25 protein-coding genes and 2 pseudogenes are annotated in these 25,058 nt (G+C 60.0%); 12 read left to right on the top strand and 15 right to left on the bottom strand.

What is annotated here, in order from left to right; all coding sequences use genetic code 11:
- Positions 1-120: 120 nt before the first annotated feature.
- Entirely contained in the window at positions 121-1,551 is a 1,431-nt protein-coding gene (locus GV027_RS21095) for a DUF6880 family protein (protein WP_159513528.1), read from the bottom strand.
- Positions 1,552-1,802: 251 nt separating this feature from the next.
- On the opposite strand from GV027_RS21095, the gene GV027_RS21090 reads away from it, so the two are divergent.
- Positions 1,803-1,991 (top strand): hypothetical protein, encoded by a 189-nt coding sequence (locus GV027_RS21090; protein ID WP_236559451.1) that lies wholly within the window; start codon positions 1,803-1,805, stop codon positions 1,989-1,991.
- A gap of 36 nt (positions 1,992-2,027) precedes the next feature.
- Here GV027_RS21090 and GV027_RS21085 read toward each other — a convergent pair whose 3' ends face one another.
- Together GV027_RS21085 and GV027_RS21080 are read right to left on the bottom strand one after the other, a co-directional pair.
- The gene (locus GV027_RS21085) at positions 2,028-2,333 is read right to left on the bottom strand and encodes a hypothetical protein (RefSeq protein WP_236559450.1); all 306 of its coding nucleotides are present in this window, start codon (positions 2,331-2,333) and stop codon (positions 2,028-2,030) included.
- 88 nt (positions 2,334-2,421) lie between these two features.
- Entirely contained in the window at positions 2,422-2,691 is a 270-nt protein-coding gene (locus GV027_RS21080) for a type II toxin-antitoxin system Phd/YefM family antitoxin (RefSeq protein WP_236559449.1), read from the bottom strand.
- Positions 2,692-3,079: 388 nt separating this feature from the next.
- Here GV027_RS21080 and GV027_RS21075 point away from each other — a divergent pair, with 388 nt between their 5' ends.
- Complete coding sequence (locus GV027_RS21075; protein WP_159513526.1) at positions 3,080-4,177, top strand: site-specific integrase; 1,098 nt, start codon at positions 3,080-3,082, stop codon at positions 4,175-4,177.
- 488 nt (positions 4,178-4,665) lie between these two features.
- On the opposite strand, the gene GV027_RS21070 is transcribed toward GV027_RS21075, so the two are convergent.
- Positions 4,666-6,042, bottom strand: coding sequence for a transposase (locus tag GV027_RS21070; protein WP_159513543.1), 1,377 nt, complete (start codon positions 6,040-6,042; stop codon positions 4,666-4,668).
- A 906-nt stretch (positions 6,043-6,948) separates the two neighbouring features.
- Between GV027_RS21070 and GV027_RS21065 the strand changes: the two genes are divergently transcribed.
- Positions 6,949-8,114 (top strand): IS3 family transposase gene (locus tag GV027_RS21065; RefSeq protein WP_443029579.1). Its coding sequence is split into 2 segments (ribosomal slippage): positions 6,949-7,210 and positions 7,210-8,114, totalling 1,167 coding nucleotides; the frame shifts between segments, so codons are not numbered across the junction.
- The gene (locus GV027_RS21060) at positions 8,111-8,311 is read left to right on the top strand and encodes an excalibur calcium-binding domain-containing protein (RefSeq protein WP_159513524.1); all 201 of its coding nucleotides are present in this window, start codon (positions 8,111-8,113) and stop codon (positions 8,309-8,311) included. The genes GV027_RS21065 and GV027_RS21060 overlap by 4 nt, the downstream gene beginning before the upstream one ends.
- A 677-nt stretch (positions 8,312-8,988) precedes the next feature.
- On the opposite strand, the gene GV027_RS21055 is transcribed toward GV027_RS21060, so the two are convergent.
- Positions 8,989-9,573: a DUF4142 domain-containing protein gene (locus GV027_RS21055; protein WP_236559447.1), complete on the bottom strand. Its 585-nt coding sequence runs from the start codon at positions 9,571-9,573 to the stop codon at positions 8,989-8,991.
- 152 nt (positions 9,574-9,725) lie between these two features.
- On the opposite strand from GV027_RS21055, the gene GV027_RS21050 reads away from it, so the two are divergent.
- The gene (locus GV027_RS21050) at positions 9,726-10,136 is read left to right on the top strand and encodes a DUF3597 domain-containing protein (protein WP_159513522.1); all 411 of its coding nucleotides are present in this window, start codon (positions 9,726-9,728) and stop codon (positions 10,134-10,136) included.
- A gap of 409 nt (positions 10,137-10,545) precedes the next feature.
- Here the strand turns inward: GV027_RS21050 and GV027_RS21045 are convergent, their stop codons facing one another.
- From GV027_RS21045 to GV027_RS21015, 7 genes are all read right to left on the bottom strand, one after another.
- On the bottom strand, positions 10,546-11,058 hold the full coding sequence (locus GV027_RS21045) for a DUF937 domain-containing protein (protein WP_159513521.1): 513 nt from the start codon (positions 11,056-11,058) through the stop codon (positions 10,546-10,548).
- 115 nt (positions 11,059-11,173) lie between these two features.
- Positions 11,174-11,389, bottom strand: a complete 216-nt coding sequence (locus GV027_RS21040; protein WP_159513520.1) for a hypothetical protein — start codon at positions 11,387-11,389, stop codon at positions 11,174-11,176.
- 74 nt (positions 11,390-11,463) lie between these two features.
- Complete coding sequence (locus tag GV027_RS21035; RefSeq protein WP_159513519.1) at positions 11,464-12,756, bottom strand: cation:proton antiporter; 1,293 nt, start codon at positions 12,754-12,756, stop codon at positions 11,464-11,466.
- A 116-nt stretch (positions 12,757-12,872) separates the two neighbouring features.
- Positions 12,873-13,565 (bottom strand): CsbD family protein, encoded by a 693-nt coding sequence (locus GV027_RS21030; protein ID WP_159513518.1) that lies wholly within the window; start codon positions 13,563-13,565, stop codon positions 12,873-12,875.
- A 26-nt stretch (positions 13,566-13,591) separates the two neighbouring features.
- Complete coding sequence (locus GV027_RS21025) at positions 13,592-14,212, bottom strand: OmpA family protein (RefSeq protein WP_159513517.1); 621 nt, start codon at positions 14,210-14,212, stop codon at positions 13,592-13,594.
- Between the two features lie 283 nt (positions 14,213-14,495).
- Entirely contained in the window at positions 14,496-14,990 is a 495-nt protein-coding gene (locus GV027_RS21020; RefSeq protein ID WP_159513542.1) for a MucR family transcriptional regulator, read from the bottom strand.
- Between the two features lie 271 nt (positions 14,991-15,261).
- Positions 15,262-15,846, bottom strand: a complete 585-nt coding sequence (locus GV027_RS21015; protein ID WP_159513516.1) for a recombinase family protein — start codon at positions 15,844-15,846, stop codon at positions 15,262-15,264.
- A gap of 144 nt (positions 15,847-15,990) precedes the next feature.
- Here GV027_RS21015 and GV027_RS21010 point away from each other — a divergent pair.
- Positions 15,991-17,231, top strand: a protein-coding gene (locus tag GV027_RS21010) for an IS3 family transposase (RefSeq protein ID WP_443029578.1) whose coding sequence is annotated in 2 segments (ribosomal slippage) — positions 15,991-16,339 and positions 16,339-17,231 — 1,242 coding nt in all. Because the reading frame shifts where the segments join, the coding sequence is not laid out codon by codon here.
- 519 nt (positions 17,232-17,750) lie between these two features.
- Here GV027_RS21010 and GV027_RS21005 read toward each other — a convergent pair.
- The 3 genes from GV027_RS21005 to GV027_RS20995 all read right to left on the bottom strand — a co-directional run bounded on the left by GV027_RS21005 (position 17,751) and on the right by GV027_RS20995 (position 20,405).
- Positions 17,751-18,203 carry a hypothetical protein gene (locus GV027_RS21005; RefSeq protein ID WP_236559446.1) on the bottom strand — a complete coding sequence of 151 codons (453 nt, stop codon included), beginning with the start codon at positions 18,201-18,203 and terminating at the stop codon, positions 17,751-17,753.
- Positions 18,204-18,313: 110 nt separating this feature from the next.
- Entirely contained in the window at positions 18,314-19,669 is a 1,356-nt protein-coding gene (locus GV027_RS21000) for a S8 family peptidase (RefSeq protein ID WP_159513513.1), read from the bottom strand.
- Between the two features lie 211 nt (positions 19,670-19,880).
- Positions 19,881-20,405, bottom strand: coding sequence for a CAP domain-containing protein (locus GV027_RS20995; RefSeq protein ID WP_159513512.1), 525 nt, complete (start codon positions 20,403-20,405; stop codon positions 19,881-19,883).
- A gap of 253 nt (positions 20,406-20,658) precedes the next feature.
- On the opposite strand from GV027_RS20995, the pseudogene GV027_RS20990 reads away from it, so the two are divergent.
- The 6 genes and pseudogenes from GV027_RS20990 to GV027_RS20965 form a co-directional block, all read left to right on the top strand.
- Positions 20,659-20,820, top strand: a pseudogene (locus tag GV027_RS20990) (transposase); the annotation flags it as partial.
- A gap of 319 nt (positions 20,821-21,139) precedes the next feature.
- A complete protein-coding gene (locus GV027_RS20985) occupies positions 21,140-21,439 on the top strand; it encodes a GlsB/YeaQ/YmgE family stress response membrane protein (RefSeq protein WP_443029577.1) in 300 nt (99 codons plus the stop codon).
- Positions 21,440-21,524: 85 nt separating this feature from the next.
- A complete protein-coding gene (locus GV027_RS20980; protein ID WP_159513510.1) occupies positions 21,525-21,833 on the top strand; it encodes a hypothetical protein in 309 nt (102 codons plus the stop codon).
- 23 nt (positions 21,834-21,856) lie between these two features.
- On the top strand, positions 21,857-22,483 hold the full coding sequence (locus GV027_RS20975) for a general stress protein (protein ID WP_159513509.1): 627 nt from the start codon (positions 21,857-21,859) through the stop codon (positions 22,481-22,483).
- Positions 22,484-22,699: 216 nt separating this feature from the next.
- Positions 22,700-24,556: an AI-2E family transporter gene (locus GV027_RS20970; RefSeq protein ID WP_159513508.1), complete on the top strand. Its 1,857-nt coding sequence runs from the start codon at positions 22,700-22,702 to the stop codon at positions 24,554-24,556.
- A gap of 36 nt (positions 24,557-24,592) precedes the next feature.
- Positions 24,593-24,849, top strand: a pseudogene (locus tag GV027_RS20965) (hypothetical protein); the annotation flags it as partial.
- Positions 24,850-25,058: the final 209 nt, after the last annotated feature.

Genomic DNA, 25,058 nt, shown 5'->3' with positions numbered 1-25,058 from the left:
GACATCTCAGAAACCTCTTGCAACCAACGCGATTAGACGACGAACGTCTGAAGTTGGGAAGCGCGGGAGGGGGCGTGAATGTCCACACATGGGTCGACCTTACGGAATGCGGTCCCATGCTCATGCATCCCAGAAGCCGCTTTTGCGGCCATGACGCTGTTTAAGGTCGGCTGTATAATCGGCGTGATCAGGATGCCCGGCGAAGTCCTCGATTCGGCGGGCAAGGTGTTCGCAGGTGCGGAGATGCCGGGCGGCATGACCATAGCGTTTGTACTTGGCGGCATCGAGCGACAAGTCGATCATCGCGCGCAGCACGAGCGTGGCCGCGAGCGGATATCGCTGCTCCAACGCGTCAGCGGCCGGGGTCAGGAGGCCGTAATGATCGCCGTCGAGTTCGTCGGTCCGGGCGATGATCATACGGGCAGCGCGGTCGAGCGCCGGCCAGTCGATCATGAAGGCGAGCGCCTGATGGAAGCCGGGATATTCCGAAACGTAGTCGATCGCTCGCGCCTCGGCATCGATGTCATCGAAATCCGGTAGCCGCTTCAGATATGCCCGGAGGTAATCGGCATCGAGACCACGCTCGAACGCCTGCCAGCGTTCGGCTTGGGCGTCATCAGATCGACCAAGGGCATCGAACACGTTGATGTAAGCCCGTTGCCAGCCGGGCCAATAACCGCCGTGGCGATACGTACCCTCCGCCTGCTTCAGCGCGGCTAGTGCTTCATCAAGGCGACCGGCTGCCAGCATCCGCTCGGCGATGGCCGCCGCAATCATGGGGTTGGTGCGCTCTTCTTCCGAGTGACGCCTCACAAACCCGTCGACGTCGCCGAGTGCGTCGGCGATCTCGATCAGTGCCGAGCGAACCTGACGCTCCTGATGGCTCCGCTCGCGATCGTCTGCATGACTTGGACCGCGCATGCTCAGCCCGATCGCCTGTCGCCCTTCGCCCGCAGCTGCCTTGGCAATGCCGGCTGCCATTTCCTCGAACTTGACCTTGAGCCGGGTCAGTCCGTCAGACCCCAGCGCCGGTGCGGTCGTGCCGATCAGGCCGTCGAACTGGCCATAGTCGTTTGCACAAACCGCCGACAACACGCGGCCGACGAGCACCTCTACGGACTGGCCAGCGCGATCCGCGACATCGCCGAGATCGTCGCGGGCGGTGGCGATGATACCACCGATCAGGCCGTTGCTGTCGTCGCAGCGCTCATAGATCGATGGCGCCATCTCCAGCAGCCGCCACAACAGGTCAAAGGCCTCGCCGGGATTGTTGGGCGCGACATGCGTGACGATCGCCTCACGCTGCGTCTCGAGATCCTGGCCCAGTTCTCTCGCCTTTCGCCAATCCACGTATGAGCGCGATCGCGCGATCGAGACGAGCCGCTTGCGGATTGCACCCGCGACGTCACCACCGCTGTGGCTTGCCAGCTCCAGTCGCAATCGACGTTTGGCCGCGGCATCACCGGCGGTCATCTCGAGCAGAAGAGCTGCCAGACGTTCGGAGCCGAGCGCGGCCAGGTTGTTCGCGTTAAGGGTCGTTGTGGACGCCATGCCCTGTCGTCACGGGGGAAGTCTGATCCGTCAAGCACCTGCGCACGCCAGTCCGCGGGTCACGCATGTTGATACCACCGTGGACTTTACGGCCGCGCAGCGGATTTGCGTATCAGGTCTTGCAAGGCATTGACGATGCTGCGGTGGGAACCGAACGCATACGCGATCAAGATTTTCGTGGTCGTGCAAACCGCCTTGCCTCGTGACAACCTCGCCATGCTACATTGAGCAGGGTACACAAAGGACCCCAAGTGAGCGACGCCCGAGCCAATATCCTGCAACTGGCGCGCGAGATGGCCGAGAGCGGGCTGTATCGCGGCTGGCGATCGATCGAGGGGCGGCTCCGCGCCGACGGCCTGCCGCGCGTTCGCGAGGCGCTGGACGACGACGTCAGACGTGAGCTTGACCATCGCTGCCAGACGCTGCGGAACCCCCGCTGACGCCTAGGGCATCAAGCTTGGCACAAGGGTGTGCCGTCAATCGCGATCCACAGGTCGCCCAATTCCCGCTGCAACGATCGCGTCACGGACGCGCCGGAAGAAGCTCGCCGGCAGATAGCCATAGCTGACCGCTGGCTCGCGACCGGGTATCGGCCGGATGTCATAACCCGGCCAGGCAAAGCGGTTCCACTCGGTGATCACGATCCACGATCGCTCGCCAGACAGGCCAAGATCACGCCGGACGGCGTCGGGCACTTCGATCGCCAACTGATCGCGGGCAGGGGCTTTCGTGGTCAGCGGCACGACGTGCACCTGATCGATCCCGTCCTTCGGACGGGTCACCAGAACGACCGCGACGGGCCGGTCCTTTATACCTTCATCGCGGCCTTTAACGTACTCGTATTCCCACAGGTAGCTGTAATTGAGGACTTCACCCGGCTGCGGCAGCGTTGAGCCTTTTTTCGGCGTCTTGGGCGCCGCGGCTGGGTTCGACGCCGCGGATGGCTTCGAGGGTTTCGTCATCAAGATCCTCCACGCGGCCGGCGATCCGTTCACGACGGCGCAGGCGCTCATATTCATCGACGGGGACCATGACGAAGCGCACGCGGCCGTTCCGACTAACGCCGACCGGGCGAATCATCGCCTCGTCAGAGTAACGGCCGAACTGCTTTTGCAATTCGCCCGAGGGTACGATTTCCATGCTCGTCGCCATGAGCGGGTGTTCCTGTGCTGGATGCGTTGCAGGCTACTGCCTTGCGCGGCGGGATCTCGATCGCATGCAGGCTGTTGCCGGTACGCGGGGGGCTCGGTCGCGCGTGCGGATTCAGCCTGCACGCGCGGATCGTGGTTGAAGCACGACCGGCTTAAAGCCGATATCGATGAAATAGGGGAAAATACGGATAACGGTCAAGATGCGTAGAAATAGGGGAACAGGTGGGAACGGGAAAACCAAGATAAGGTCGCAAGCGCGATATATCTGGTAAATCATTCTAGCGATAAATCCCATTCCCGCTAAAAACATGCTGGCGTTAAATTGAACGTTCGCGTACCCGTCAGGTGCCGCAAAACGTGGCAACCGACGTATTTTGATGATCGAGCGCACCGACGTGTCACACGACGCCGAAACTGACACGAGCTTGCCCGGCGACCTCGTCGTGGCTGATCAAGTCAGCGCGCTCGCCGCATACCTACCCGATCTCGCACCGGATGATCGCGAGCGGGTAGATGGCTATGTCGCTCGCGCGTCGGCAGAAGCGACCTTGCGCGCCTACCAATCCGACTGGCGGCTCTTTTGCGCCTGGTGCGAGGAAAGCGGATATCAATCGCTGCCCGCGACGCCGGCAACCGTTGCCGCATTCCTGACCCTACTGGCCGAGCGCGGGTTCGCACCACGGACGCCGCATCGAGCGCGGGGTGGGCGCGAGGCGTTGGCCAAGCCGTTAGGGCGTTCGACGATCGGTCGACGGCTGTCGGCTATCGTCTTCGCGCACCGCGCAGCCGGGTTTGATCCGCCGACGCAACAGTCAGACGGCGCGCGGTTAGAAAAAGCCATGCGAGCCATCCGCCGCGACAAGCGAGACGATCCATCGGGTAAGAAGCGCCCCGCGGATGGTGACGTGTTGCGTGACATGTTGCGGACGATCGATGGCGAGGATCTGCGGTCGTATCGTGATCGGGCCTTGTTGGCGATCGGGATGGCGGGGGCGTTTCGTCGCTCCGAACTGGTGGCGATTACCGTCGGCCGGGTATCGGACGATACGCGCGGATTGCTCGTCCGCGTGCCGACGTCGAAGACCGACCAGGAGGGCAGGGGGCATAGCGTCGCCATTCCCGATGGTCGGCGCCTCCAGCCGGTGCGGCATTATCGCGCCTGGCTGGAGAAAGCCGCGATCGAGAGCGGACCAGTCTTCCGCAAGCTGACTCCACAAGGGCGGCTCGCTGACCGACCGATGAGCGCGCAGGGTGTGGCGCTTGTCGTGAAAGCCGCTGCCCGATCCGCGGGCTATCCGGAGACCTTATTCTCCGGTCACTCACTGCGAGCTGGGTTCCTGACGGAGGCGGGGCGACAAAATGCCAATCTGTTCAAGATGCGCGAGCATAGCCGGCATGCCTCGATCGATATGGTCGCCGAGTATGTCCGCGATCATGAGCGCTTCCGGGAACATGCGGGCGAGGGGTTTTTGTGATTGCCTCAGCCGTGGAGCGATGAGAACGAATGCAAGCGACACCAAAGCTCGTGCTTTCGATGACACTGCAACTGCGTGCGACTTGGTCCGCCTGAGCCACACCCAGAAGGCATCATTCCCAGCTTTAAAGCAGACCTTCTGCTTTCGACCCGTAGCAGGCCATTCAGGACCGCTTCTCCGCCTTCCTAAAGCCGCCATCTAGCCGTGCGAATGGCTGCGTCTGACCTAAAAGAGCCGCGCCTTGCTTCTCGCTGAGCGAAGCGTAAAGGCGGACGTCGGGGTATCGCAAATGTGCATCAAAATTTTGTACTTTCGCGTTAGACATTCGCGACAGCTACGCCGTCAATCAAGTAGGCTTGAGTCGGTGTCGCGAAACTTAGCACTTATGCGACGAGCTTATGTCCGCTCCCGCCCGATTGTGTTGAAAAAGCTGGGATCGGCCGCGGGCAGGCCCGTAGTTTGAAACAGAGCTAGACGCGCGCGGCGCCTCAGGCGGGTGCCATCTGCGTCGGCATCGGGATCAACTTGGCCATCTTGCGGAGGTTCTGGGCGGTAGCGGCGAGGAGGAACTCGTCTTTTGCGCCGTTGGGACCTCGCAGGCGCAATCGATCCAGCTTCAGGATGCGTTTGAGGTGCGCAAACAGCATCTCGACCTTCTTCCGCTGGCGGCGGGAGGTCACATAGGCGTCGGTGGCGGCAATATCGCGGGCCAGATCGCGAGCGCCTTCGTGGATGGAGCGCGTGACCTTGCGGGCCGGCATGTTGGGCGTACAGCGTTGCCGCAGGTCGCAGCCGGCGCAGTCCTGCTGGCGGGCGCGATAGCGGATGAAGCCGTCCTGGCCGACATCGCCGCGGGCCTGCGTGAAGTCGCGGTTGCGGGGGCGCAGGCGGTTGCCGGCAGGGCAGACATAGCTGTCGTCGCCCAGGTCATAGCGGAAATCTGCCCGCGCGAAGGTGCCGTCGCGGCGGGCAGACTTGTCGAACACGGGGATGTGCGGGTGGATGTCGCGCTCGTGGACGAGCCACGCCAGCATCTCGGCCGAGCCATAACCGGTGTCCGCCGCCAGCCGTTCGGGCCAGACGCCGAAGCGGTCCTGCACGCGCTCGATCATCCGTTTGCAGGCGGTCACCTCGGCCTGCCGGATCGCAGTGCTCGGCTCCACGTCCATGATGACGGCATGGTCGAGATCGATGAGGTAGTTGGTCGAGTAGGCGTAATAGGCTTGCCCGCCATGCGCGCAGGTCCAGCGCGACGCCGGATCCGCCGGTGCCAGAAACTTCGGCACCACCGGCGTGGCCGCCCCGAATGCGGCATCGTCGAGGACGGCAAGATACTCGCGAACGGCACGCGTGTCGGCGTCGGGCGGCAGGCCGTCGCTTCCCGGGCCGCCAGTCTGACGATTGGCATCGGCCCGGATCAGGCTCGCATCGACGGCGAAGCCCTCGCCACCGACCAGCCCCTCGGCCATGCAGCGTTCGACCGTCGTTTCGAACAGTCGGCGCAGCAGGTCGCTGTCGCGAAAGCGGCCATGGCGGTTCTTCGAGAAGGTAGAGTGGTCGGGCACGTCGCCCTCCAGCCCGAGCCGGCAGAACCAGCGATAGGCCAGGTTCAGATGCACCTCGTCGCACAACCGGCGCTCGGAACGGATCCCCATGCAGTAGCCGATGATGAGCATGCGGATCATCAGCTCGGGGTCGATCGATGGCCGTCCCATCTCGCTGTAGAACGGCTTCAGATGCTCGCGCACGCCCGACAGGTCCACGAACCGGTCAATCGAACGCAGCATGTGGTCCGCCGGCACATGCCGCTCCAGACTGAAGCTGTAGAACAGCGCTTCCTGCGCTACCGTCCGCTCGCCCATCATCGGCCCGTCTCCGCTCACCTCGCGAAGATTGAATCAGACCGCCGACACCACTGCAAGGCCGACTTTTTCAACACAATCCACCAAACCCAGACATTCACAGCCGACACGCACCGAATTTATGCATCAAGCGATGCCACGATTTCCGCGGCTTTGAGCCTGATGCAGATCTTGTGACTTCTGCATCGCGTCGCGGTTGAGGGGTAAATCGTTACGTAGGGTATTCGTCACCAGTCTAGGTGCATACTCAGCGGATCGGCAACGGGGAGACGCGGTGATGATGGCAACGATAATCACGTTCGGAATGGCCCAGATCGCATCCTTGCAGGCACAGGATACGTCAAAGGCGAATTCATCGTTTCAACAGGCAGCGCCTGCCGTCCCCGATAGCAAAACGCCTGTTTTTCCATATCCTGTGTACGTGGTGCCCGTTCAACAGAGGGACGATCGCACGCCTAAGCAGCGTTGCTGGGATAATGAATCCGCTAGGATCGGGAAAACCCTCAGCGACTTCGATCGGCGTGCGATCGATCTGAAATGCAGCCAGCGCTAACGATTAAACTTGATGCAAAACTTTTGATTTTTGAATCAAACGGAATGGTGGAGGCGGTTAGGAACCTGTCATTTACAGTTGGTTGATAGGTTCACTCGATGAGCTTCAAAAAGCCTTTTCGAGCCGCCCCAGTAAAGCTGGGAACTCACTATCGCCGTAAGCAGCGGGGTCGTGACCAGAGATCCGCAATCAAGGTGCTCGGTGCTGCTGTAGCCGCTGGGGCAATCATGGGCGTGGGAAGTATCGCGCTTAGCGAGGATGGACGAGTTCGGATGGTCTCGGCTGTAAAACCTGACGTGACCCCCGTTTTTTCCTCCAGTTGGAGTTAGAGTCCGACCCCGGAAAGGGACGGACAGATGAAGCGGAAGCAGTTTTCGGAAGAGCAGATTATTGGCATCCTGAAGGAAGCCGAGGCAGGTGCAGTGGTGACGGATCTGTGTCGTCGGCACGGGATGTCTAGCGCGACCTATTACGCCTGGAAGGCCAAGTTCGGCGGTCTGGAGGTGTCCGATGCGAAGAGGCTGCGGGCGCTCGAGGAGGAGAACGCGCGGCTCAAGCGACTGCTGGCAGATACGATGCTCGACAACGCAGGTCTGAAGGACCTGCTCTCAAAAAAATGGTGACGCCTGCCGCGAAGCGGGAAGCGGTCGCGCATCTCCAGACGGCGCTGGGGATGAGTGAGCGGCGGGCGTGTGCTGTCGTCGGGGCGGATCGCACGAGCATGCGGTATCGCTCGATCCGGGCAGATGATGGCGACCTTCGGTCGCGTCTGCGCGAGCTGGCGCAGCAGCGCCGACGGTTCGGCTATCGGCGTCTGCACATCCTGCTTCGGCGGGAGGGCATCACGATCAACCGCAAGAAGACACAGCGGCTTTACCGTGAGGAAGGTCTGACAGTCCGTCGCCGGAAGGGACGAAAGCGCGCCGTCGGCGCGCGGGCACCGGCCCCGGTGCTGGCGCTACCCAACCAGCGCTGGAGCCTGGACTTCGTGCATGATCAGATGGCCACGGGGCGGCGGTTCCGTATCCTCAACATCGTCGACGACGTGACACGGGAGTGTTTGCGGGCGGTGCTCGACACGTCGATCTCGGGCAAGCGGGTGGTGCGCGAGCTGAGCGACCTGGTCGCCGAGCGTGGCGCGCCCAAGATGATCGTCAGCGACAATGGCACCGAGCTGACCTCGAACGCAGTGCTTGCATGGTCGGGCGATGCCGGCGTCGAGTGGCACTATATCGCTCCGGGCAAACCGACGCAGAACGGGTTCGTCGAGAGCTTCAATGGTCGCATGCGCGACGAGCTGCTCAATGAGACGCTGTTCTTCACGGTCCGGCAGGCGCGCACGATACTCGCGCGCTGGATCGAGGACTACAACACCGAGCGGCCACACTCCTCGCTCGGCTACGCCACTCCGGCCGCCTTTGCCGCCGAACTCGAAATGCAACGGTCGGGTTTAAACCCGACCGTTGCTTCACCCGCGCTCCTGCGCGACAACAACGGTCGGTCTCTGGTTGCAGTTGGATGAAAGGCGGGGGTCACGTCAAACCGGTTGCAGTATGGGCCGGGATGGCGCGCGCGAGGAAGCCACAGGCCGGTGATTTCTGGAGCGGGTGCAATGACGCCCGTGCTGCGGGTACCGCACCAATTTACTCTAATGAGCCCGGCTATCGCGAAAGCATGGACGGTGACGGCGATGGAATCGCCTGCGAACCCTATCGGTAAGTGAGTTGCAAAAGGGACCTCTTTTGCGATGCGACGGACGCTGCCCTCGGCCGTTTACTGTCGCAAAACCCACGACTTTAGAGACGTCCGAAACTTAGGAGATCAGCGACAAAGACGGGCGATGACGGCAAGCGATAAAGATCGTACCCCACAGCGCAATGAATGAACTTGTCGCTTTGAAACGACGGATGCGCTGGACGGAGCAGCTGGCCTCCTGCGGCTCGACCAGACCTACTGCGCTTCGCCCCGACGTCGCGGCGAGGTTTGGCATCACTAATTAAAATGCGGCGGTACTCGCCGCAGATGAGGCCAGACTTGAACGCGGCGTCGATGCGGAAGAAAGGGCCGATGTCGATGAGGGGCAGCTTAGGGCAGCCAAATAGATCTGATCGCCACGGTTCAGAACACCTAGCGCACGCCGCAATAGGGTAGCTCTTCGCCAAGCCAGTCAAGGAAGCGATCAAGCCACTGGCGCTTCCAACAGCTCTTGTAGCGCAGGTTCACCATCCCGGACTAGCTCAGCTTGCGCTCCAGAATGTCCGGCCGCCAGACAATTCCTCTGCGCGAGGATGCCATTGCAGATTGAGGTCGTGTAGCCCCTCGTTATGCAAAGCCAAGAGGTACAATAAGTGCACCTCTTGGCTTCATACATCATCGTCTAAGACCCAACCTTAGGACTAAAGAGCTTTTGCCATGTTGAGATGCGCTGCAACCGTCGGTGCCAATCCCGACGCGAACGTCTTCAACTGCGGCACGTCGCCGGTTGCAGCATATCCCTTGAGCGTATCGAGCGTCTCCTGATGCCCGGCGACCTGGGCAGCCACGTATGCGGTGTCGAAATCAGTGCCCTGCTTGGTCTTCAGATCGGCAAGCTTCTGCTGCTGCTCGGCATTCAGCGCCGGGTTGGGCGTCAGAGCTGGTGACAGCGTCGCGGTCAGGGCATTCAGCTTTGCAGTCGACCCCTGATGTGCGGTGATCATCTGGCCAGCGAACTTCTTTACCGCAGCAGATGCGCCGTTGGTTACGGCCAGCTTCGAGGTCTCGATCTCGAACGCATCGCTTGCAGCCGCCATGTTGGCGAAGGCCTGTCCACCTGAGGCCGGTGCTGCCATCGCATCATTGAAACCAGCTGCGTTCACGTCCGTGGCGGTCGTGTTGGCATAAGTGCTGTTATCAAGGGCAGTCGTATCTTCGGCCTTCTTGCCGCACGCGGCCAATGACAGGGCCGCTACCGACACTAGTGCCAGGGTCTTGAAGTTCATCATCGTCTCCATCTGCTCGCATATTGCCGCTGCCCGCTTAACGCGTGCCTTCGAAGGACCGTTCCGCACCAGCAACGAGCTCCGGACCGATCATAAGGCGCGTTCGTTCTGGATGTCTGCCGGCACAGCTGCCGGCTTATTGGGACACGGTTATGAGCATCTTCAGCACGATCATGAACAAGGTTTTCCACCACAAGTCCGCGCCAGCCGCAGCGCCGACTCCTGCTCCTGCCACTGCTCCGCAGGCCTCACGACAGGCCGCCCCAACCGTTGCCGCTCAGCCCGCCCCAACGGCGCCTCAGCAGTCCGTCGACGTCGGTGCGGTCCTTAGCGAGATGGCATCGATGAAAGATGGCGGCGGCAACTATCACAGCTCGATCGTCGATCTTCTAAAGCTGCTGGACCTGGATTCCAGTCTGACGGCTCGCAAGGAGCTTGCCAGCGAACTGAACGTCCATGCAGCCGCCGACGGCTCAGCCGAGCAGAACATCGCCCTTCATAAGGCAGTGATGCAGAAGCTTTCCGATAACGGCGGTATCGTTCCAGACAGCCTGCGCAACTAACGCGCACAATCCGAAGGGGACCGCACCCTGTGCGGTCCCCTTCGGCCTTAGACTGCTGGCTTAACTGTCCTCAATGTAGCGAGCTGGACTAGCGTTCTGAGGCGCTACTGCTACCGTCCCCTGCGCTGCCTGAGCTGGCAGCGTCTGACTACCACGCGGTGGTCCATTCGGCTCTTTGTGAAAGCCACACGCGGCGAGCCAGCAGATCGTGACTACGAGTGCCACGATCATCACGAAGATGACAATTGCCACAGGACCGGCTCACTTGTTTCCTCGTCTCCGCATCACATGCGCTCCCCAGTTATGCCGTCGATGTTATCGTCGTGCTGTAGCCACGTGGCGACGGGATGTTTCTTGCTCTCAAGACCACCGGTTTGATCGAGCAGGACGGTCCTATGTCCGGACGGCTCTATCGCCGCTCGCCAAATACCGAACCAAGAATGCCGCCAAGACCGCCCCCAGGCGCAGCGCCTACGACTCCGGCGCCACCCAGGCTACCGAGTACAGATCCCAAGATCCCACCAAGGCCACCTTGCTGCCCGGCCGAGCGCCCTGTCAGATGGCCGGCCACCAGCATGACCAGAATCGGCAGCATCTGCTTCAGAAGCTCGGGTGCCAGGCCGCTGCTTTGCGCCGCGTTGTCGGCGACCTCACGACTGCCGTCCTTCGATCCGAAGATACCGCCGAGGATCTGATTACCGTGGTCGATTTGCGTCGGCTCCTTGCCCAACACGTTCGAAGCAAGGTCTGCGCCGCCAAGCGTGTTCACATGGGCGTCTAACTGCGTCGTGTTATTTCCCATGCCGCCCAGAACCGACGGCAGCAGCGCTTCTGCGCCGCGCTGGGCTTGGTCACGCGGTATGCCTAGCTGGGCGGCGAGTGCATCGATGCCACCATCAGGCAGCAGGTCATTGAGATTCATGTCGGCTTCCTTGTTGTGACAGGTACCAACAGATGCTGGGACCTATAGGTCCGGTCACCTTCGATCAAGCTAAGGACCTTGGATCGGCAGGCATGCGCTGTCTGCGCAATATTAGTCAGGAAGCTCGGGCGTAGCTCAGCACTACGGCGCCCAGCATAGGCACCATGGCGAGCACGCCGCCGAAAGCCACGCCGGAGGCTACAAGGCTGATGTTATCCCGACCTTCTTCCTTCCATGCTCGCAGAGTAATGTCTTTCCAGCCTTTTGCAGGGATAGCCCAGGGACTGCCAGCGCCGTGCCCTCTCGCGTTCCCCTTGTTCGTCTTGGTCATGCCTTGTCCCTTTACGCGTCTCTTGCATCTGGCATGCGATCGCCGTTCTCACGCTACCCTGATGCAGATTTGCCTCAAGCCCCCACGGCGGGAGGCGCATCCTTGTCTGGATCTCGCCCATGTTGCTGATCGAGCAAACGCATGATTGGCGTCACGGTGAGGCCGTGCAGAACGATCGAAAACAGCACGACCAGTCCGAGGAGGCCCCACAGACGTTCGGCCGCATCGACGTGGATGTGGTTCAGACCATAGGCGAGATAATAGATCGATCCGACGCCGCGGATGCCAAAGAAGGCCAGCGTCAGCTTTTCCGAGCGGTCAGCCCGGTGGCCGGCCAGGCCGACCAGGCCAGTAATTGGACGGATGACCAGCAGGATCACGAGCGCGATCAACGCATCCGTCAACGATACCGAATTCAGGAGCCCGCTGACCAGCGCACCGCCAAACAGCAACAGCAAGACCATCATTGCCAGCCGTTCGATCTGCTCGGTGACGTCGTGCATGTCGTGATGAAAGTCGTGGGTCCGGTGCGTCCCTCGAAACGTCAAAGCAGTCACGAACACGGCGAGGAAGCCGTAACAGTGGATGATCTCGGTAAAGCCGTAGGAGATGCAGGTCGCAGCCAGCGCGATCAGGCCGTCACCGGTCTGCGCAAGCTTGGTTTGCGCAGGTACGTGGAATGTCAGCCAGCCAAAGGCCCGACCGATCAGCCAGCCAGCGCCGACGCCGGCGCCTACTTCCCATAAGACCCGGTACGTCAGCCACTCACCCAGCCACGGCTTGCTGCTCCCGGCTGCGGTTGCGGCTGCCAGCATAATGGCAAGATGGACGAACGGAAACGCAAAGCCATCATTGAGGCCGGCTTCGGACGTCAACCCAAACCGTACCTCGTCTTCGTCTTCGCTCTTGGGCGGCCCGACCTGAATGTCGGCTGCCAGGACAGGATCCGTGGGGGCCAAGCTGGCAGCAAGCAGCAAAGCGATCGCCCATGGCAGTTCCATCCCCCATGCCGTCACCGCCGTGATAGCCAGAATGCCCAGCGGCATCGTGATCGCCAACAGCCGCCAGGTAACCGCCCAGTCCTGCCACCTGAACACCCGGTCGATCTTCAGACCAGCCCCCATCAGCGCGATGATCACGACAAACTCGGTGAAGCGTTCAGTGATCTCGGGATAAAGAAGCGGCAGCGGCCTGAGCGTGACCTGCGGCAACGAGAACAGCGCAGCGCCGAGCGCGATACAGACGATCGGCAACGATAGCGGTAGCTTACGAAGCGCCAGCGGTAACCAGACAACTAGCGCAGTAAGCAGGCCAAAGCCGGTGAGAATGAGGATATATGGGTCGGGGAACCCGGAAGCGGCGATCATGACGGGTCTTTCCGGTGGGAAATGAGATTGTGCCGCAGGAAGCCGCGCATTCTTAATCGCTAATAAACTAGGAGATGATGAGCGATGGCACTGCCATCGCTCATCATCATTTTAGTCTATGAGCGGTCTGGGCCCTTGCCCTGCTCACTCTCACCACGACGTTCCTGCTCGATACCGTCGTGTTTCAGGCTCTCGTTTCCAAACACGCTGCCGGTTGCCTGCTTGACGTTACCAAGCGCCTCGTCAGCCATGCCCTTCGCCTTGCTACCAATGCTATGGTCGTTGCCGTACGAGCGTACCCGCGACGAACCACGGTCCAGATCTCGACGTCCGTAGATCGATGACGTGTTAGCAGGTGGTACATCGTCGCCAGACGTTGCAAATGCCCGATCCGGCGAAGCATCGAGACCATAGCTGGCAGCGGTCGCCGCTGCCTCGGCTGGCTCGTAGTCCCAACCCGACGAACGCCAGGATTCGGCACGTTCATCGATATCGACCGTGTTTGCTTCTTCCAAGACGCTGACGGCCTCACCAACGGCATCGTCATCGACGTCTGCGGTCAGAAGGAAGCCGCCACGACGCACGCCCTCTTCGTATGTGTGGCGGTCATGGTCAGGCAGAAATGCATTCTTGATCGACGCCCAAATGCCGCGATCCTCGTGCGTCGAGCGCGTGGTTTCATTATAGCCGTCGCTGGCCTTGTCATGGATGCGGATGTGATCGGCATCCACGCGTGATTGCTTCAGCCGTTCTTGAGCTGCTTCAGCGTCATTACGGTCATCAAAAAAGGCGGTGATGGTACGGGTCATGAGTGATCTCCAGATATGTCAGTGAATTAGCGCGAGGTTACGACCAGCTCGGTGCGACGATTCTCAGCCTGACCGGCGGTCGTAGCGTTGGTGTCTACCGGATCGGTCTCACCGCCAGAGACGGTTTCGATGCGAGCGGCATCAATACCCTGCGCAACCAAGCCCGCCTTGACCGCGTCGGCGCGCGCCTTACCAAGAGCAACGTTAGCCGCTGCCGGCCCCCGAGCGTCGGCATAGCCTGCGATGCGGACGCGTGTGTTTGCATACTGCTTGAGGACAGTAGCAATGGTCGCCACTTCCTGTGCGTCGCCGGCACGCAACGTGCTCTTAGCCGTATCGAAAGTCAGTTGTTCGAACTGGAATGTCCGCGGTGCAGCTCCGGTACCACTGAGGTAACCACCCAGGCCTGAGATGCCCGAAAGCGCTGTAGCCGACGACGCGCCTGGGGTCGTTGCAACGACTTCGGTCGGCGACGAACTGGGGGTCGGTGCAACTGCGACTGTCTCGTCATGCCCGCAACGGCTGAGTGCAAACAGCAGCCCCAAAATACCTGCGGCAAGCGCTATCCAGGCAAACCAGTTAACTTTTTTCTTCTCGATATGAATCGAGCGCGGAGGAGCCCCGTCCTTGTTGTGTGGATCGGCCATTATGTTCCCCTATCATCGCGCCATCGTAGCGCGACATTTGATACTGGAGCGTAACGACTGATGCGGGGCATTAGGTTCCTGATCCATCCAGACCATTGCTCCAGGTCTATACGATTATCGGAAAATCGATCGTGGTCCCGATGACTATCGTTTCTCGGAATGGGGCAGGTCTAAGAGCGGCATGATGCAAGCGCGCCGGTGTCGCAAAAGTCGCGACATACGAGAAGTCCGAAACTTGGCGAAGCCGGACGGAAACGGGGAGGGCTCGCCTCCCCGCTTTCGTTTATGCCTCCTCGGTTACCTTGGTTGCGCGAGGTTTGCGGGGAGCCTTAGGAGAATCATCAGTAGCCTTTTCGGCTGTCTGACCGGATTTGCGCCCCAAACCAATCGACTTTGCCATGGTCCGCCGTGCTTCCGAGTACGATGGTGCGACCATGGGATAATCGGCCTTCAGGTTGTAGCGTGCTCGGTATTCCTCGGGCGTAAGGCTATTGCTCGACAGATGGCGGCGTAACGTCTTGTATGACTTGCCGTCGATCATCGAAATGATGTGGTCGGGCGACGCCAGCGATTTACGCACCGTGACAGCAGGCTCATAAGCTTGAGCAGCTTCTTCCGGGGCTGCTGAAGTAGCTGCGCCTGACAGTTGATCGACAGCGGCATGCATTGACCGCAAAAATGCGGGCACATCCTCCGCATTCGTGCGGGTGTTAGGATTGGCCAACCACGCAGCGGTCAGTTCAGCGGCCAACTCGACCGCGTTGATGTCATCGTTCATTATAATCTCTTTATCTTGGGGGGGGGGCATGCAATTAGGTTCAACCGCTTCGAAGTTCAAGATAATCAGATATTTAACGAGGAAGCGATCCGTTTGCCGAAAGCTCACGAAATTGCCGATCAATGGTCCATCTTGGGACGCACCGCATATGATGAGGCACGAGTTGCCCGTCGTTTGGCGCCGTGATTACGGCATATCACTTGGGATGAGCGACCTTGCAGAGCCTATTCTCGATTGCCGTGTGTTCTTCGGACAGACTGCTTGATGCGAGTTAGGTCTTCGCAGGTGCGGTCCAGCCGATCCGGACCAGGGTGCCGATTAGCGTCGAGCGCGGTACCTTGAAGGTTCGGCAGACAGATGCCTTGCTGGCCCCACCATCCAGCGCGGTTGTAATCCGTTCGAGGGTTTCGGTATCGATCATCGGCGGGCGGCCACCCTTGCGTCCGCAACGCTTCGCTGCAGCAAGCCCGTCCATTACGCGCTCGCGCGTCAGTGCGCGCTCATACTGTGCGAGTGCGCCGAAAAAGGAGGAGAGCAATTCGCCGTGCGGCGTGGTCGTATCCATCTGCTCGGTTAGCGAGCGGAAAGCGATACCGCGCGTCTTCAGATCTGTAACGATCGCCAGTAGGTGCGGCAGCGACCGTCCAAGCCGGTCGAGCTTCCATACTATCAGCGTGTCGCCCGGGTTCAGATAATCGAGGCAGGCTTTCAGTCCCGGCCGATCGTCGCGTGCGCCGGATGCCTTGTCGGTATGGAGATGACGATGATCGACGCCGGCTGCGACTAGCGCGTCCCGCTGAAGATCGACCGTTTGACGGTCATCGGCCGACGAGACCCGCATATATCCAACCAGCATGTACGACAAACCCCCGAAAGCACGTTCTCGAACACCCTATCTAAGCGACAGGGTTTGTCGAACGTTATGACCGAAGGCGGCGTTGATTGAGGTGGCCCCCTAAATGACCTGACAGGGCCCCGCTCTTAGATAAGAGTGAGGCATATGGCTGACGGTACGACTAGGCGTTACAATGATGGCGAGGTCCTCTCCGGTGTTCAGCGCCGGAGGCGGTGGACACCGGAGGAAAAGGTCCGGATCGTCGAGGAGACGTATCTACCGGGAATGAGCGTGTCGCTCGTCGCCCGCCGGCACGGCATCGGTGGAAATCAGATCTTCACCTGGCGGCGCCTGATGGCGCAGGGTGCGCTGACCGCCGCGGCAGCTGGCGAGGAAGTAGTGCCGGCGTCCGAGTACCGTGCGCTCGAGGCGCAGGTGCGCGAACTACACCGGCTGCTCGGCAAGAAGGCCATGGAGAACGAGCTGCTCCGCGAGGCCGTGTCCCGGGCCGCAGGCCCAAAAAAACTGCTGTTGCGCTCGACCTCGTTGCCACGGGATGGACGGTGAGCGCGGTCGCAGAGGCGGTCAGCATCGCTCGCACACACCTGTCCGCAATGCGCCATCGCCCAGCGCCCCGACCACGCGGACGACCGCCGCTGCCCGATGCTGAGCTGGTCGCCGACATCCGTGCGCTCGTCGCTGATCTGCCAACCTACGGCTATCGCCGCGTTCATGCTCTGCTGCGCCGGGAAGCCGAGAAGACCGGGCGCGAAGCGCCCAATCCGAAACGCGTCTACCGCGTCATGAAGGTGCATGGGCTGCTGCTACAGCGGGGCGGCGAACGCCGCGAAGAACGGCGTCACGACGGTCGCGTCGCAGTCGACTTGCGCAACACCCGCTGGTGCTCCGACGGATTGGAGATCACCTGCGACAATGGCGAGAAGGTGCGTGTCGCATTCGCGCTCGACTGCTGCGACCGCGAGGCGATGGGACATGTGGCGACGACGGGCGGCATCACCGCCGAGGACGTCCAGGACTTGATGGTTGCCACCGTCGAGCATCGCTACGGACGGGTGAACCGCGTGCCCCAACCGATCGAGTGGCTTACCGACAACGGCAGCTGCTACACCGCTCGCAACACACGTGCGTTCGCCCGGGACATCGGGTTGATCCCGCGCACGACCCCGGTCAGCAGTCCTCAATCGAATGGCATGGCTGAGGCATTCGTTCGCACCCTCAAGCGCGATTATGTCCGCGTGAACCCCAGGCCGAATGCACAGAGCGTCATCGACCAACTGCCCGGCTGGTTCGCCCATTATAACGAGGTGCATCCGCACCGCGCTTTGCGCTATCGATCCCCACGCGAGTTCATCGCGCAAACCTGCGAGGCTCTGTCAGGCCTTTAGGGGGCAACAACATTGATTCAGCGAAGGCGAAAACCGGGGATGTTGTAAATCGTGTCAGACCGTCCGAAAACTCCCAGCCCGGACCTGACGAAGTAATCTAGTTGCGCTTTTCTCGTTACATCCACACCGTCGCCTCTTTAGGATACATTCGAGCGACACTATGTTGCGCTTGCCGGGCTTCAATTGAGGCCGGTGGTGAGTTTTCGGACGGTCTGATGTGTTTTCCGACAGGGGCGTGAGATCGGTCGGCGCTTAACCGATCGGGCCGCTTTCGCCCAATAGCGTTAGAGGTAAGCGCGGTCTCGAGCAGACGCGTAGTTAAAACAGTATCCGGCGTGTGCGGCGTCTCAAGGCGGGTGTCATCAGCGTTGCCATGGAGATCAACTTGGAGAGTCGATGCTTCCTGCCGTGTCCTACTAAGGAAACATATCGGTTCTAGCGTCAATAAAACATAGTGAGGGGAAGCATAGCAAGTCCTGGCTTAACTAATAAGCCGAAGCTGTAGTAAAGAATTTCGTTCTATTCTTGTAGAGATAAGATTTCATTGGATAAAACACCGTTACGCTTATATGCTACGAAAACGTCATCGAGATTTTTTGTGTCCATGTCGAGCCGGGCGAACTTCGCTTCGTCGAGTCTCATGCCATCGATAATTGTGATCACGTCACCAGCTTGCAAAGCCGAGCCTCGGAGAACGCTTGGATCAGCTGGATCGAGTAAATAGCCGTCGAGCTGCCCGCGGCTATAATGAGGCTTGAGATTGAACCGCTGGGTGAACGACGTGCGGTCAGCTTTGATCTGTCCACTTAATTGTGGTTGCGGTGACGCTTCCACCCGCACCGGGATAACATTAGGCGTACCTGTCGATACAATTTGGACTTTATCAGCGTCTTTCGAAGCCGGTTTGCGCACATAGTACGCGACAAAGCCAGCGATCAGTAAAGCAGCGGTTACCACCATCGCCTTTACCATTGTTCCGCGCCTACCATGCGCCCGAGCAGCCGTCATCATTCACCCTGCAGTTCTAGACCTTTTGACGGTATATGTATGAGGCGTAGAATTGTACGCCTCATACATCGCTCTTACTTCGACAAAGACCGCGCAGCGTTCACTCTGCCGTTACCGTAATACGGATCATGCGCAGATACTCCTAGGTCATCCGCTCCCGCGTTGAGATAAGCGCGTAGCTTAGCAGGATGCATTTTGCCGTATTTGCTGACGATGAGCGCAGCGACCCCCGAGACGTGTGGGGTCGCCATGCTCGTACCGTTGCTCCAGTAGTACGAGTTGGCAGCGCCCGTGCTGAAGACGAAGTCAAAAATGTAACATGGCCTGGTTACACCGGCGACCGTGCAATCACCCGTAACGGACGGCGTGTAATCGCCGCCGGGACCGGCGAGATTGATCACCGAGCGACCATAATTGGAGTAGCTGGCCGGGTTGTCCAGGAAGACGTTCTGGTTCTTGCCCCAGCCCCGCGGTGCGGTCGCAGAGATCGAGATCGCCTGCGGCGAGTCCGACGGCAAATGGATCAGATTAGCTGGCGTACCTGTGGTTTTCGGGCTGTCAGCGCTCTGCCCGTCGTTGCCCGCCGATACAATCACCAGGGCCCCCTTCTTATAGGCGTAACTTACCGCACGATCGATCAGCTGTCGGAGGGTCGACGCCCCTTCCTCGGACTTTTGAAGCGATCCGCCCAGGCTCATGCTGATGACGTCGACGCTGCGGTCGGCAGCATAGATGATCCCCGCCGCGACGTCCTCGAACGAACCGCTACCGCTGTTGAACAGGACCTTCACCAAGCAAAGCGTCGCCTTCGGCGCGACGCCGATCGTACCGACGCCATTGCGCGCGGCGCCGATCGTACCGGCCGTGTGCATGCCATGCGCGAAGATCCCCGTGTCGTCATCCGAGTTCGGGCCGTAGGCAATGCCCTCGCCGGTCATATCGGCAGTGCAACTCGGGTCGTACCTACCGGCGATGTCCGGATGGTTTAGCTGAAAGCCGCCGTCGAGCACTGCGACGCGAGCGCCGTGCCCCTCGTAGCCCATCTTCCACGCGTCTACGGCCTTGATGGCGGTGTGGCCCCATTGCAGGTTAAACCGCGGATCGATGCCGGCCGGATTATTGGGCGGATTTACGACGTCGGCGTCGCGGAACACCGCTCGCTCGCCCTTCGGTATCCACTTGATCTTCCGATCAGCGGCAACAGCTGCGACACCTGCTTTGTCTCCAACGGCAGCAAGGAAGCCAGATCCGCCTTCGGCCACGACGACGTCGATGCTCGCGAGCCGCTTCTTGATCCGGCCGCCTGCAGCAGTGACGGCGGCATCCAGGTTCGCTCCTGGGGTCCCCAGCACCACAAAGGTCTCTGCAGAGGCTGCTAAAGGAAACGTCACTAGCGACGTTGCAAACGCGATTTTGAGCACGCTCTTCATCTCTTGTCCTCCCGTACGCCGGAGCACGAAATACCTGTGTCCCGCTCTTCAGGCGCCTCGACGAGGCTAAACGAGATCTTTAGGAGAGCAAGGTCCCTTTCACCTCGAATTTCCCTATTTTTTAAATTGTTAAGTTGGAGCATGCCATCGCGGCCGTAGCTAATCGATCGGTCGCTTTCCATTCTGATGAGGAAGGGCCTGAGGTAGGGACTTAGAAAGGCTTTTCGCCGATGTAGTTTCCAGCGCTGCTGTAGCGGCAAACAAGAACGTCTTCACGCGTTCCAGTAGCAACGGCGCATCCGACCTCTTGAGTCTCACGCCACACCAACTGCGTGTAGTGACCTACATCCTCAACCTTACCCGTAACACTATTATCGGGGAATGACCCAAGCTTGAAATACCGCTTTTCTTTTACCCATGCCCCGACCCGAGCTTCGAGAGAATAATATCCTTTCGTTCCCGCCCAGAGGTTTTCTCCTTGTGGATTAGAAGACAATTCCGGGGCGTGCTCGAATGATCCGGTTGCAGCTAGATGATCGGCCCACCGCTGCGCCGACTGCGCCAACGCGGGATTCCAACGTAGAGGTGGGATGCCCAGCGCTGTTCGCTCCCGATTGTGCACGGTGAGGATCCGAACGTCAAAAATCGAATTCAGACCGGTTGCACCGATCATCAGAGGTGCAGAAAGAAACAGCACAAAGACAGACGCCTTCGAGAACAATCGATCGCCAGCCATAATGTCGTATGCTCCGTTGGGTAACGGAGGTTTGACACGGTGGTATATTGGCCAAGTTACTACACTCAGTTAGCGACACGGTAAGTAAGATCGCATTTGCAGTGCTCGGCGTCGAGCGGTCGCCGGTGCGCTACATTTCGCACAAGACGGACCAGACCCACCTCAGCACTGCGCGCGTCTATAGACCTGCTGTCCACTCACGGCATTGATGTGAGCGGCACGATCTGACTCAGGCTCTGTGAGGAGAGCCTGAATGAGAGAAATGTACTGGCTGACGGATGAGCAGATGGCGCGTCTGGAACCGTTGTTTTCTAAGAGCGATAACAAGCCTCGGGTTGATGATTGGCGGGTGCTCAGCGGCAGCGTTATCGTCAATCACAACGGGCTACGCTGGTGTAATGCATCGGAGGACTATTTCCGGTGAGTGAGCCGACGGTGATCGGGGTAGCGCAGGCAGAAGCGCTGGATATACTAATCCGCGGTCTCACCCAGCTCCTCCACCTTGGCGACGCCGTGCATCGTCAGGGCAGCGGCATTTGCTCCAAAAACTATCCCAGTCTGGTCCATCACGACCACGCTATGGGACGCTAATCTCATTGAAGTGAAGCGCGGCGAGGGCTTGCAAGTTCCGGATTATGTATCAGTCGCACCAATCACCCTGATGCAGGAAGACTACGCTTCAATGTTTCGAAAACGGCACAACCGGAACATTGCTTCGTGGTTCTGGTTAATCGATGCGCATTGGTCGAACGGAGGACTGCACCATAAACCTTATCATTCTTCTCGTCGTCGGCGGCATCATCGGCTGGGTAGCCAGCATGATCATTCGGACCGATGAAGAGCAGAGCGTTATTCTCAATGTCGTCGTTGGCATTGTCGGCGCAGTGCTTGCGAAGTTCATCATTACCCGGCTCATCGGCGGTGACTTAATCATGGACGGCGCGATCAACATCCAGTCAGTCCTGATCTCGCTGGTAGGCACCATTTTCCTGCTCGCGACCGTGAACCTTGTTCGTCGCGGTTCGGTCCGCTGACTGACTAAGTGGCAGACCCAGTTCGGCCTGTCGCATTATCCAGTGAAATGCCGCAAAGTCGGCATCATTCTCGAGGAGAGACATCATGAAGCACTTCATTATCGGCATGGGCGCCGCAGCCTTGCTTACGACCGGCGCAATGGCGCAAACGGGTCATGCCGGATCCCACAACCCGGCGGTCAAGGACAACTTGGCCGGCCACGTCGCCGCACCGGCGGACGGTCGCAACTCTTTCACCGAGGCACAGGCACGTGGCCGGATGGCCAAGGCGGGCTACTTGGACGTGTCGAAGCTGGCCAAGGACGACAACGGCGTTTGGCAGGGCACGGCGATGCATCGCGGCAAGAAGGTGAATGTTGGTTTAGACTACAAGGGCAACGTTACGACCCGCTAAATAACGGTACTAGGAGGGACACTATGACGAAAACCATCACACGACTGTTCGACAAATATTCCGATGCGAAAAACGCGGTGAGCGATCTCGAACGCCTCGGCGTACCGCGTGACGATCTTAGCATCATGGCTAATAAGCGTGATCACGGACACCATGACGGCACTACCGGCATCGACGACGTGAACGACGATGGCGATGTATCGCGCGGCGCCTCGACCGGTGCCGTTCTAGGCGGCGTCGGCGGTCTGCTTGCCGGTCTTGGCCTTCTTGCAATCCCGGGTCTGGGCCCGATCGTGGCGGCTGGTTGGCTCGCTTCCACGGCAGTCGGCGCAGGCATCGGCGCAGCAGGCGGCGCCGCTACGGGTGGAATCGTTGGCGCGCTGAAGGAAGCCGGCCATACTGACGAGGAAGCGAACGTCTATTCTGAGGGCGTACGTCGCGGCGGTACCCTTGTCAGCGCGCGTGTCGACGATACGCTCGCAATGGAGGCAGAGGCCGTCTTGCAGCGCAACAAGTCGGTAGACGCTGCCGAGCGCGGTTCGGCCTACCGCCAGTCGGGCTGGAATGGCTTCGACGACAAGGCCCCTGTCTACACCGACGACGAGGTCGTGACCGAGCGCAACCGGTACGGCACCACGCCGCGAATCTGATTGACTGGGCGGCCCGTCCCTTGGACGGGCCGCCCCTTCTTTAATGCGCCAAACACGTCACGCGATCTTCGGTCCGATGAACGCCCAGGCGTGAACCGCCGCATGTCGACTGCTCCCGACCTAGCAGTCGTAAAACAACGGCCTGAGGCGACATTCTTAACCTAAAACCGGTAGCCGCGAGGGAAGCTTGCTGAAGCCTCTGATGAAAGCGCACCGGTGACCGTAGGCAATATGCCAACTACTGTTCGACGAGCCCATGGGACATGGAAGTCGCATCGCGCGATTGACGCGACCGCGCCCTGGATCATCGCCTCGATCGTCACGTTCGCGCTCTATGCCGGCCGATCGGTTCTGCTGCCCATCATCCTCGCCATCCTGCTGTCCTTCCTGCTGGCGCCGATCGTTGCCGGCTTCCGCCGATTGCGCGTGCCCCGAGCCCCGGCCGTACTCCTTGCGATACTAATGGCCCTGGGCACGATCGGCGTGACTAGCGCCATCTTGGTAAGTCAGGCAGCAACGCTGACGAAGGACGCGCCGGCGTACGCGGAGCGCATCACTGCGAAAGCGGCCGTCGTCCGCGTTGCACTCCACGACCGCTTCGGCTCGATACTGCAAACGAATGGGGGCGGTAGCCGCCAGAATGCTCAGAATGCGCGCCGAGCAGGCACAGCGTCCTTGGCCCGCCCGCGAGACGACGCTGCGATCCCCGTGGAGATCCAGGCACCGCCAGCAAGCGCGATGGATGAGATTCGCAGCTACGTCTTGCCCGCCCTGGCACCCGTGGAGACGACTCTGATCGTTCTCATCGTTACGATCTTCATCCTCTTCCAAAAGGAGGATCTACGTGACCGTCTGATCCGCCTTATGGGTACCGTCGACCTTCACCGGACGACTGTCGCGCTCGACGAGGGCGCAAAGCGGCTCAGTCGCTACTTCCTGTCGCAGTTCGTCGTCAATGTCGGGTTCGGCGCTGTGATCTGGGGCGGTCTGTTCCTGATTGGCGTACCATCGCCCGGCCTTTGGGGCGTGCTGGCCGGACTGCTTCGTTTTATACCCTATGTAGGCGTGCTTGTTGCGGGAATCGGTCCCCTAGCATTGGCGGCTGCCGTCGAGCCAGGCTGGCTGATGGTCGGCTATGTCGCCTTGCTGTTCCTGATCGTAGAGCCGCTCGTCGGCTATGTCGTCGAGCCACTGCTCTACGGTCACTCAACTGGCCTCTCACCGGTGTCAGTCGTCGTCGCTGCGTTGTTCTGGACGTGGATCTGGGGACCACTCGGATTAGTGCTATCGATGCCGCTAACGCTGATGCTGGTCGTTCTCGGTCGTTACATTCCGGCTTTCGAGATCTTCGACGTCGTGTTCGGCGACCGCCCCCCGCTTTCGCCCTCTGAGACATTCTACCAACGTGTACTCGCAGGTCATCCGGAAGAGGCCATCGAGCAAGCCGAAACTCATCTCGAAACGCTCTCGCTCGCCGCCTATTATGACGAGGTCATACTTGGCGGTCTGCGGCTCGCGGTTGCTGATGTCGATCGCGGTGCCGTGGAACGCACGGCGCTCCGGGCAGTATGTGAGACCACACTCGAAGTGCTGGAGGCGTTGGAGCATCACCCAGACCCGGTGGGCCACGCCAGCTTTCTTGACGGAACGGAGGTTACCGTCTGGACCAGATCCGAGGAGGGTAACGACGGAAATGGCAGCAGTGTACTGTGTGTGCCGGGGCGCGGCCCACTGGACGCGGCAGTGGCACGAATGGCGTCCCAATTGCTTCGCCGCCGCGGATGCGAAGTGCATGAGCAGCGGCGCGTGAACGGGCGGGATGGCACAGTCACCCCTGTCGCTGCTACCGCAAACTTTATCTGCATCCTCGGCCTGTTCGATGACCGGAGCTTTCAACGAATGCAGCCCGTGATCGCCAAGCTGGAAGCCGAAACGACCAGCGCGACGGTTATGGTAGGCGTCGTGCGGGTCGAAGGTCAGGTCATACATCAGGCGGAAAGGGACTTTGTCGCGTCGATAGGCGCCCTTTGCAGTGCGATTGGCGCTAGGACAGGACCCATCGATGTGAGATGAGCGATTTGATTTAGGCTTCGTAAGGAAAGTGTGGATGACGCCCTGGAAGCCAAAGATATTAAGCCCTGCATCCCGGGCCGCAGATCGCGCAACGAGCCGGTCAGATACGACAAGCGCCGCTACCGGCGCCGCATAGAGATCATGTTCGGCCGTTTGAAGGATTGGCGCCGCGTCGCCACTCGCTACGACCGCTGGCCAGCCGTCTTCTTCGCTGCCTTCGCACTCGCGGCACCGTTATCTTCTGGCTACGACCGATGAGTCCCGACCATAGTATTGAATCAGGGTTATTGTGAAGATGACAAATGAAAAAGTCACTCGTTATTGACAACTTGGTCGGTGTAGGCGGCGTATTCATTGATATCAGATAATCGCTCGGGTGACCTATCACTGTCTAAATAAGCTACGATACGGAGGACGTTGCCACGCATATAGCGAGTGGCGAACTAAATTGTTAAGAAGTACAGATTAGTTATTTATCTAGACCTAGGCGCTTGAAAATCGC

This window comes from Sphingomonas sp. T1 (assembly GCF_902506585.1).
GTDB classification, from domain to species: domain Bacteria; phylum Pseudomonadota; class Alphaproteobacteria; order Sphingomonadales; family Sphingomonadaceae; genus Sphingomonas; species Sphingomonas aerolata.
The sequence above is the reverse complement of the archived record's forward strand: the minus strand, read 5'-3'. Positions and strand labels throughout refer to the sequence as shown.

Excerpts from the sequence above, each read along its gene's own strand:
- GV027_RS21015 (WP_159513516.1), bottom strand. The coding sequence starts at position 15,846 with ATGCTGGTTGGATATATGCGGGTCTCGTCGGCCGATGACCGTCAAACG.
- GV027_RS21000 (WP_159513513.1), bottom strand. The coding sequence starts at position 19,669 with ATGAAGAGCGTGCTCAAAATCGCGTTTGCAACGTCGCTAGTGACGTTT.
- GV027_RS21030 (WP_159513518.1), bottom strand. The coding sequence starts at position 13,565 with ATGACCCGTACCATCACCGCCTTTTTTGATGACCGTAATGACGCTGAA.
- GV027_RS20995 (WP_159513512.1), bottom strand. The coding sequence starts at position 20,405 with ATGGCTGGCGATCGATTGTTCTCGAAGGCGTCTGTCTTTGTGCTGTTT.
- GV027_RS21080 (WP_236559449.1), bottom strand. The coding sequence starts at position 2,691 with ATGGAAATCGTACCCTCGGGCGAATTGCAAAAGCAGTTCGGCCGTTAC.
- GV027_RS20980 (WP_159513510.1), top strand. The coding sequence starts at position 21,525 with ATGAAGCACTTCATTATCGGCATGGGCGCCGCAGCCTTGCTTACGACC.
- GV027_RS21025 (WP_159513517.1), bottom strand. The coding sequence starts at position 14,212 with ATGGCCGATCCACACAACAAGGACGGGGCTCCTCCGCGCTCGATTCAT.
- GV027_RS20985 (WP_443029577.1), top strand. The coding sequence starts at position 21,140 with ATGCGCATTGGTCGAACGGAGGACTGCACCATAAACCTTATCATTCTT.
- GV027_RS21060 (WP_159513524.1), top strand. The coding sequence starts at position 8,111 with ATGAAAGGCGGGGGTCACGTCAAACCGGTTGCAGTATGGGCCGGGATG.
- GV027_RS21035 (WP_159513519.1), bottom strand. The coding sequence starts at position 12,756 with ATGATCGCCGCTTCCGGGTTCCCCGACCCATATATCCTCATTCTCACC.
- GV027_RS21020 (WP_159513542.1), bottom strand. The coding sequence starts at position 14,990 with ATGAACGATGACATCAACGCGGTCGAGTTGGCCGCTGAACTGACCGCT.
- GV027_RS21075 (WP_159513526.1), top strand. The coding sequence starts at position 3,080 with ATGATCGAGCGCACCGACGTGTCACACGACGCCGAAACTGACACGAGC.
- GV027_RS21055 (WP_236559447.1), bottom strand. The coding sequence starts at position 9,573 with ATGAACTTCAAGACCCTGGCACTAGTGTCGGTAGCGGCCCTGTCATTG.
- GV027_RS21040 (WP_159513520.1), bottom strand. The coding sequence starts at position 11,389 with ATGACCAAGACGAACAAGGGGAACGCGAGAGGGCACGGCGCTGGCAGT.
- GV027_RS21005 (WP_236559446.1), bottom strand. The coding sequence starts at position 18,203 with ATGGTAAAGGCGATGGTGGTAACCGCTGCTTTACTGATCGCTGGCTTT.
- GV027_RS21095 (WP_159513528.1), bottom strand. The coding sequence starts at position 1,551 with ATGGCGTCCACAACGACCCTTAACGCGAACAACCTGGCCGCGCTCGGC.
- GV027_RS20975 (WP_159513509.1), top strand. The coding sequence starts at position 21,857 with ATGACGAAAACCATCACACGACTGTTCGACAAATATTCCGATGCGAAA.
- GV027_RS21070 (WP_159513543.1), bottom strand. The coding sequence starts at position 6,042 with ATGATGGGCGAGCGGACGGTAGCGCAGGAAGCGCTGTTCTACAGCTTC.
- GV027_RS21045 (WP_159513521.1), bottom strand. The coding sequence starts at position 11,058 with ATGAATCTCAATGACCTGCTGCCTGATGGTGGCATCGATGCACTCGCC.
- GV027_RS21050 (WP_159513522.1), top strand. The coding sequence starts at position 9,726 with ATGAGCATCTTCAGCACGATCATGAACAAGGTTTTCCACCACAAGTCC.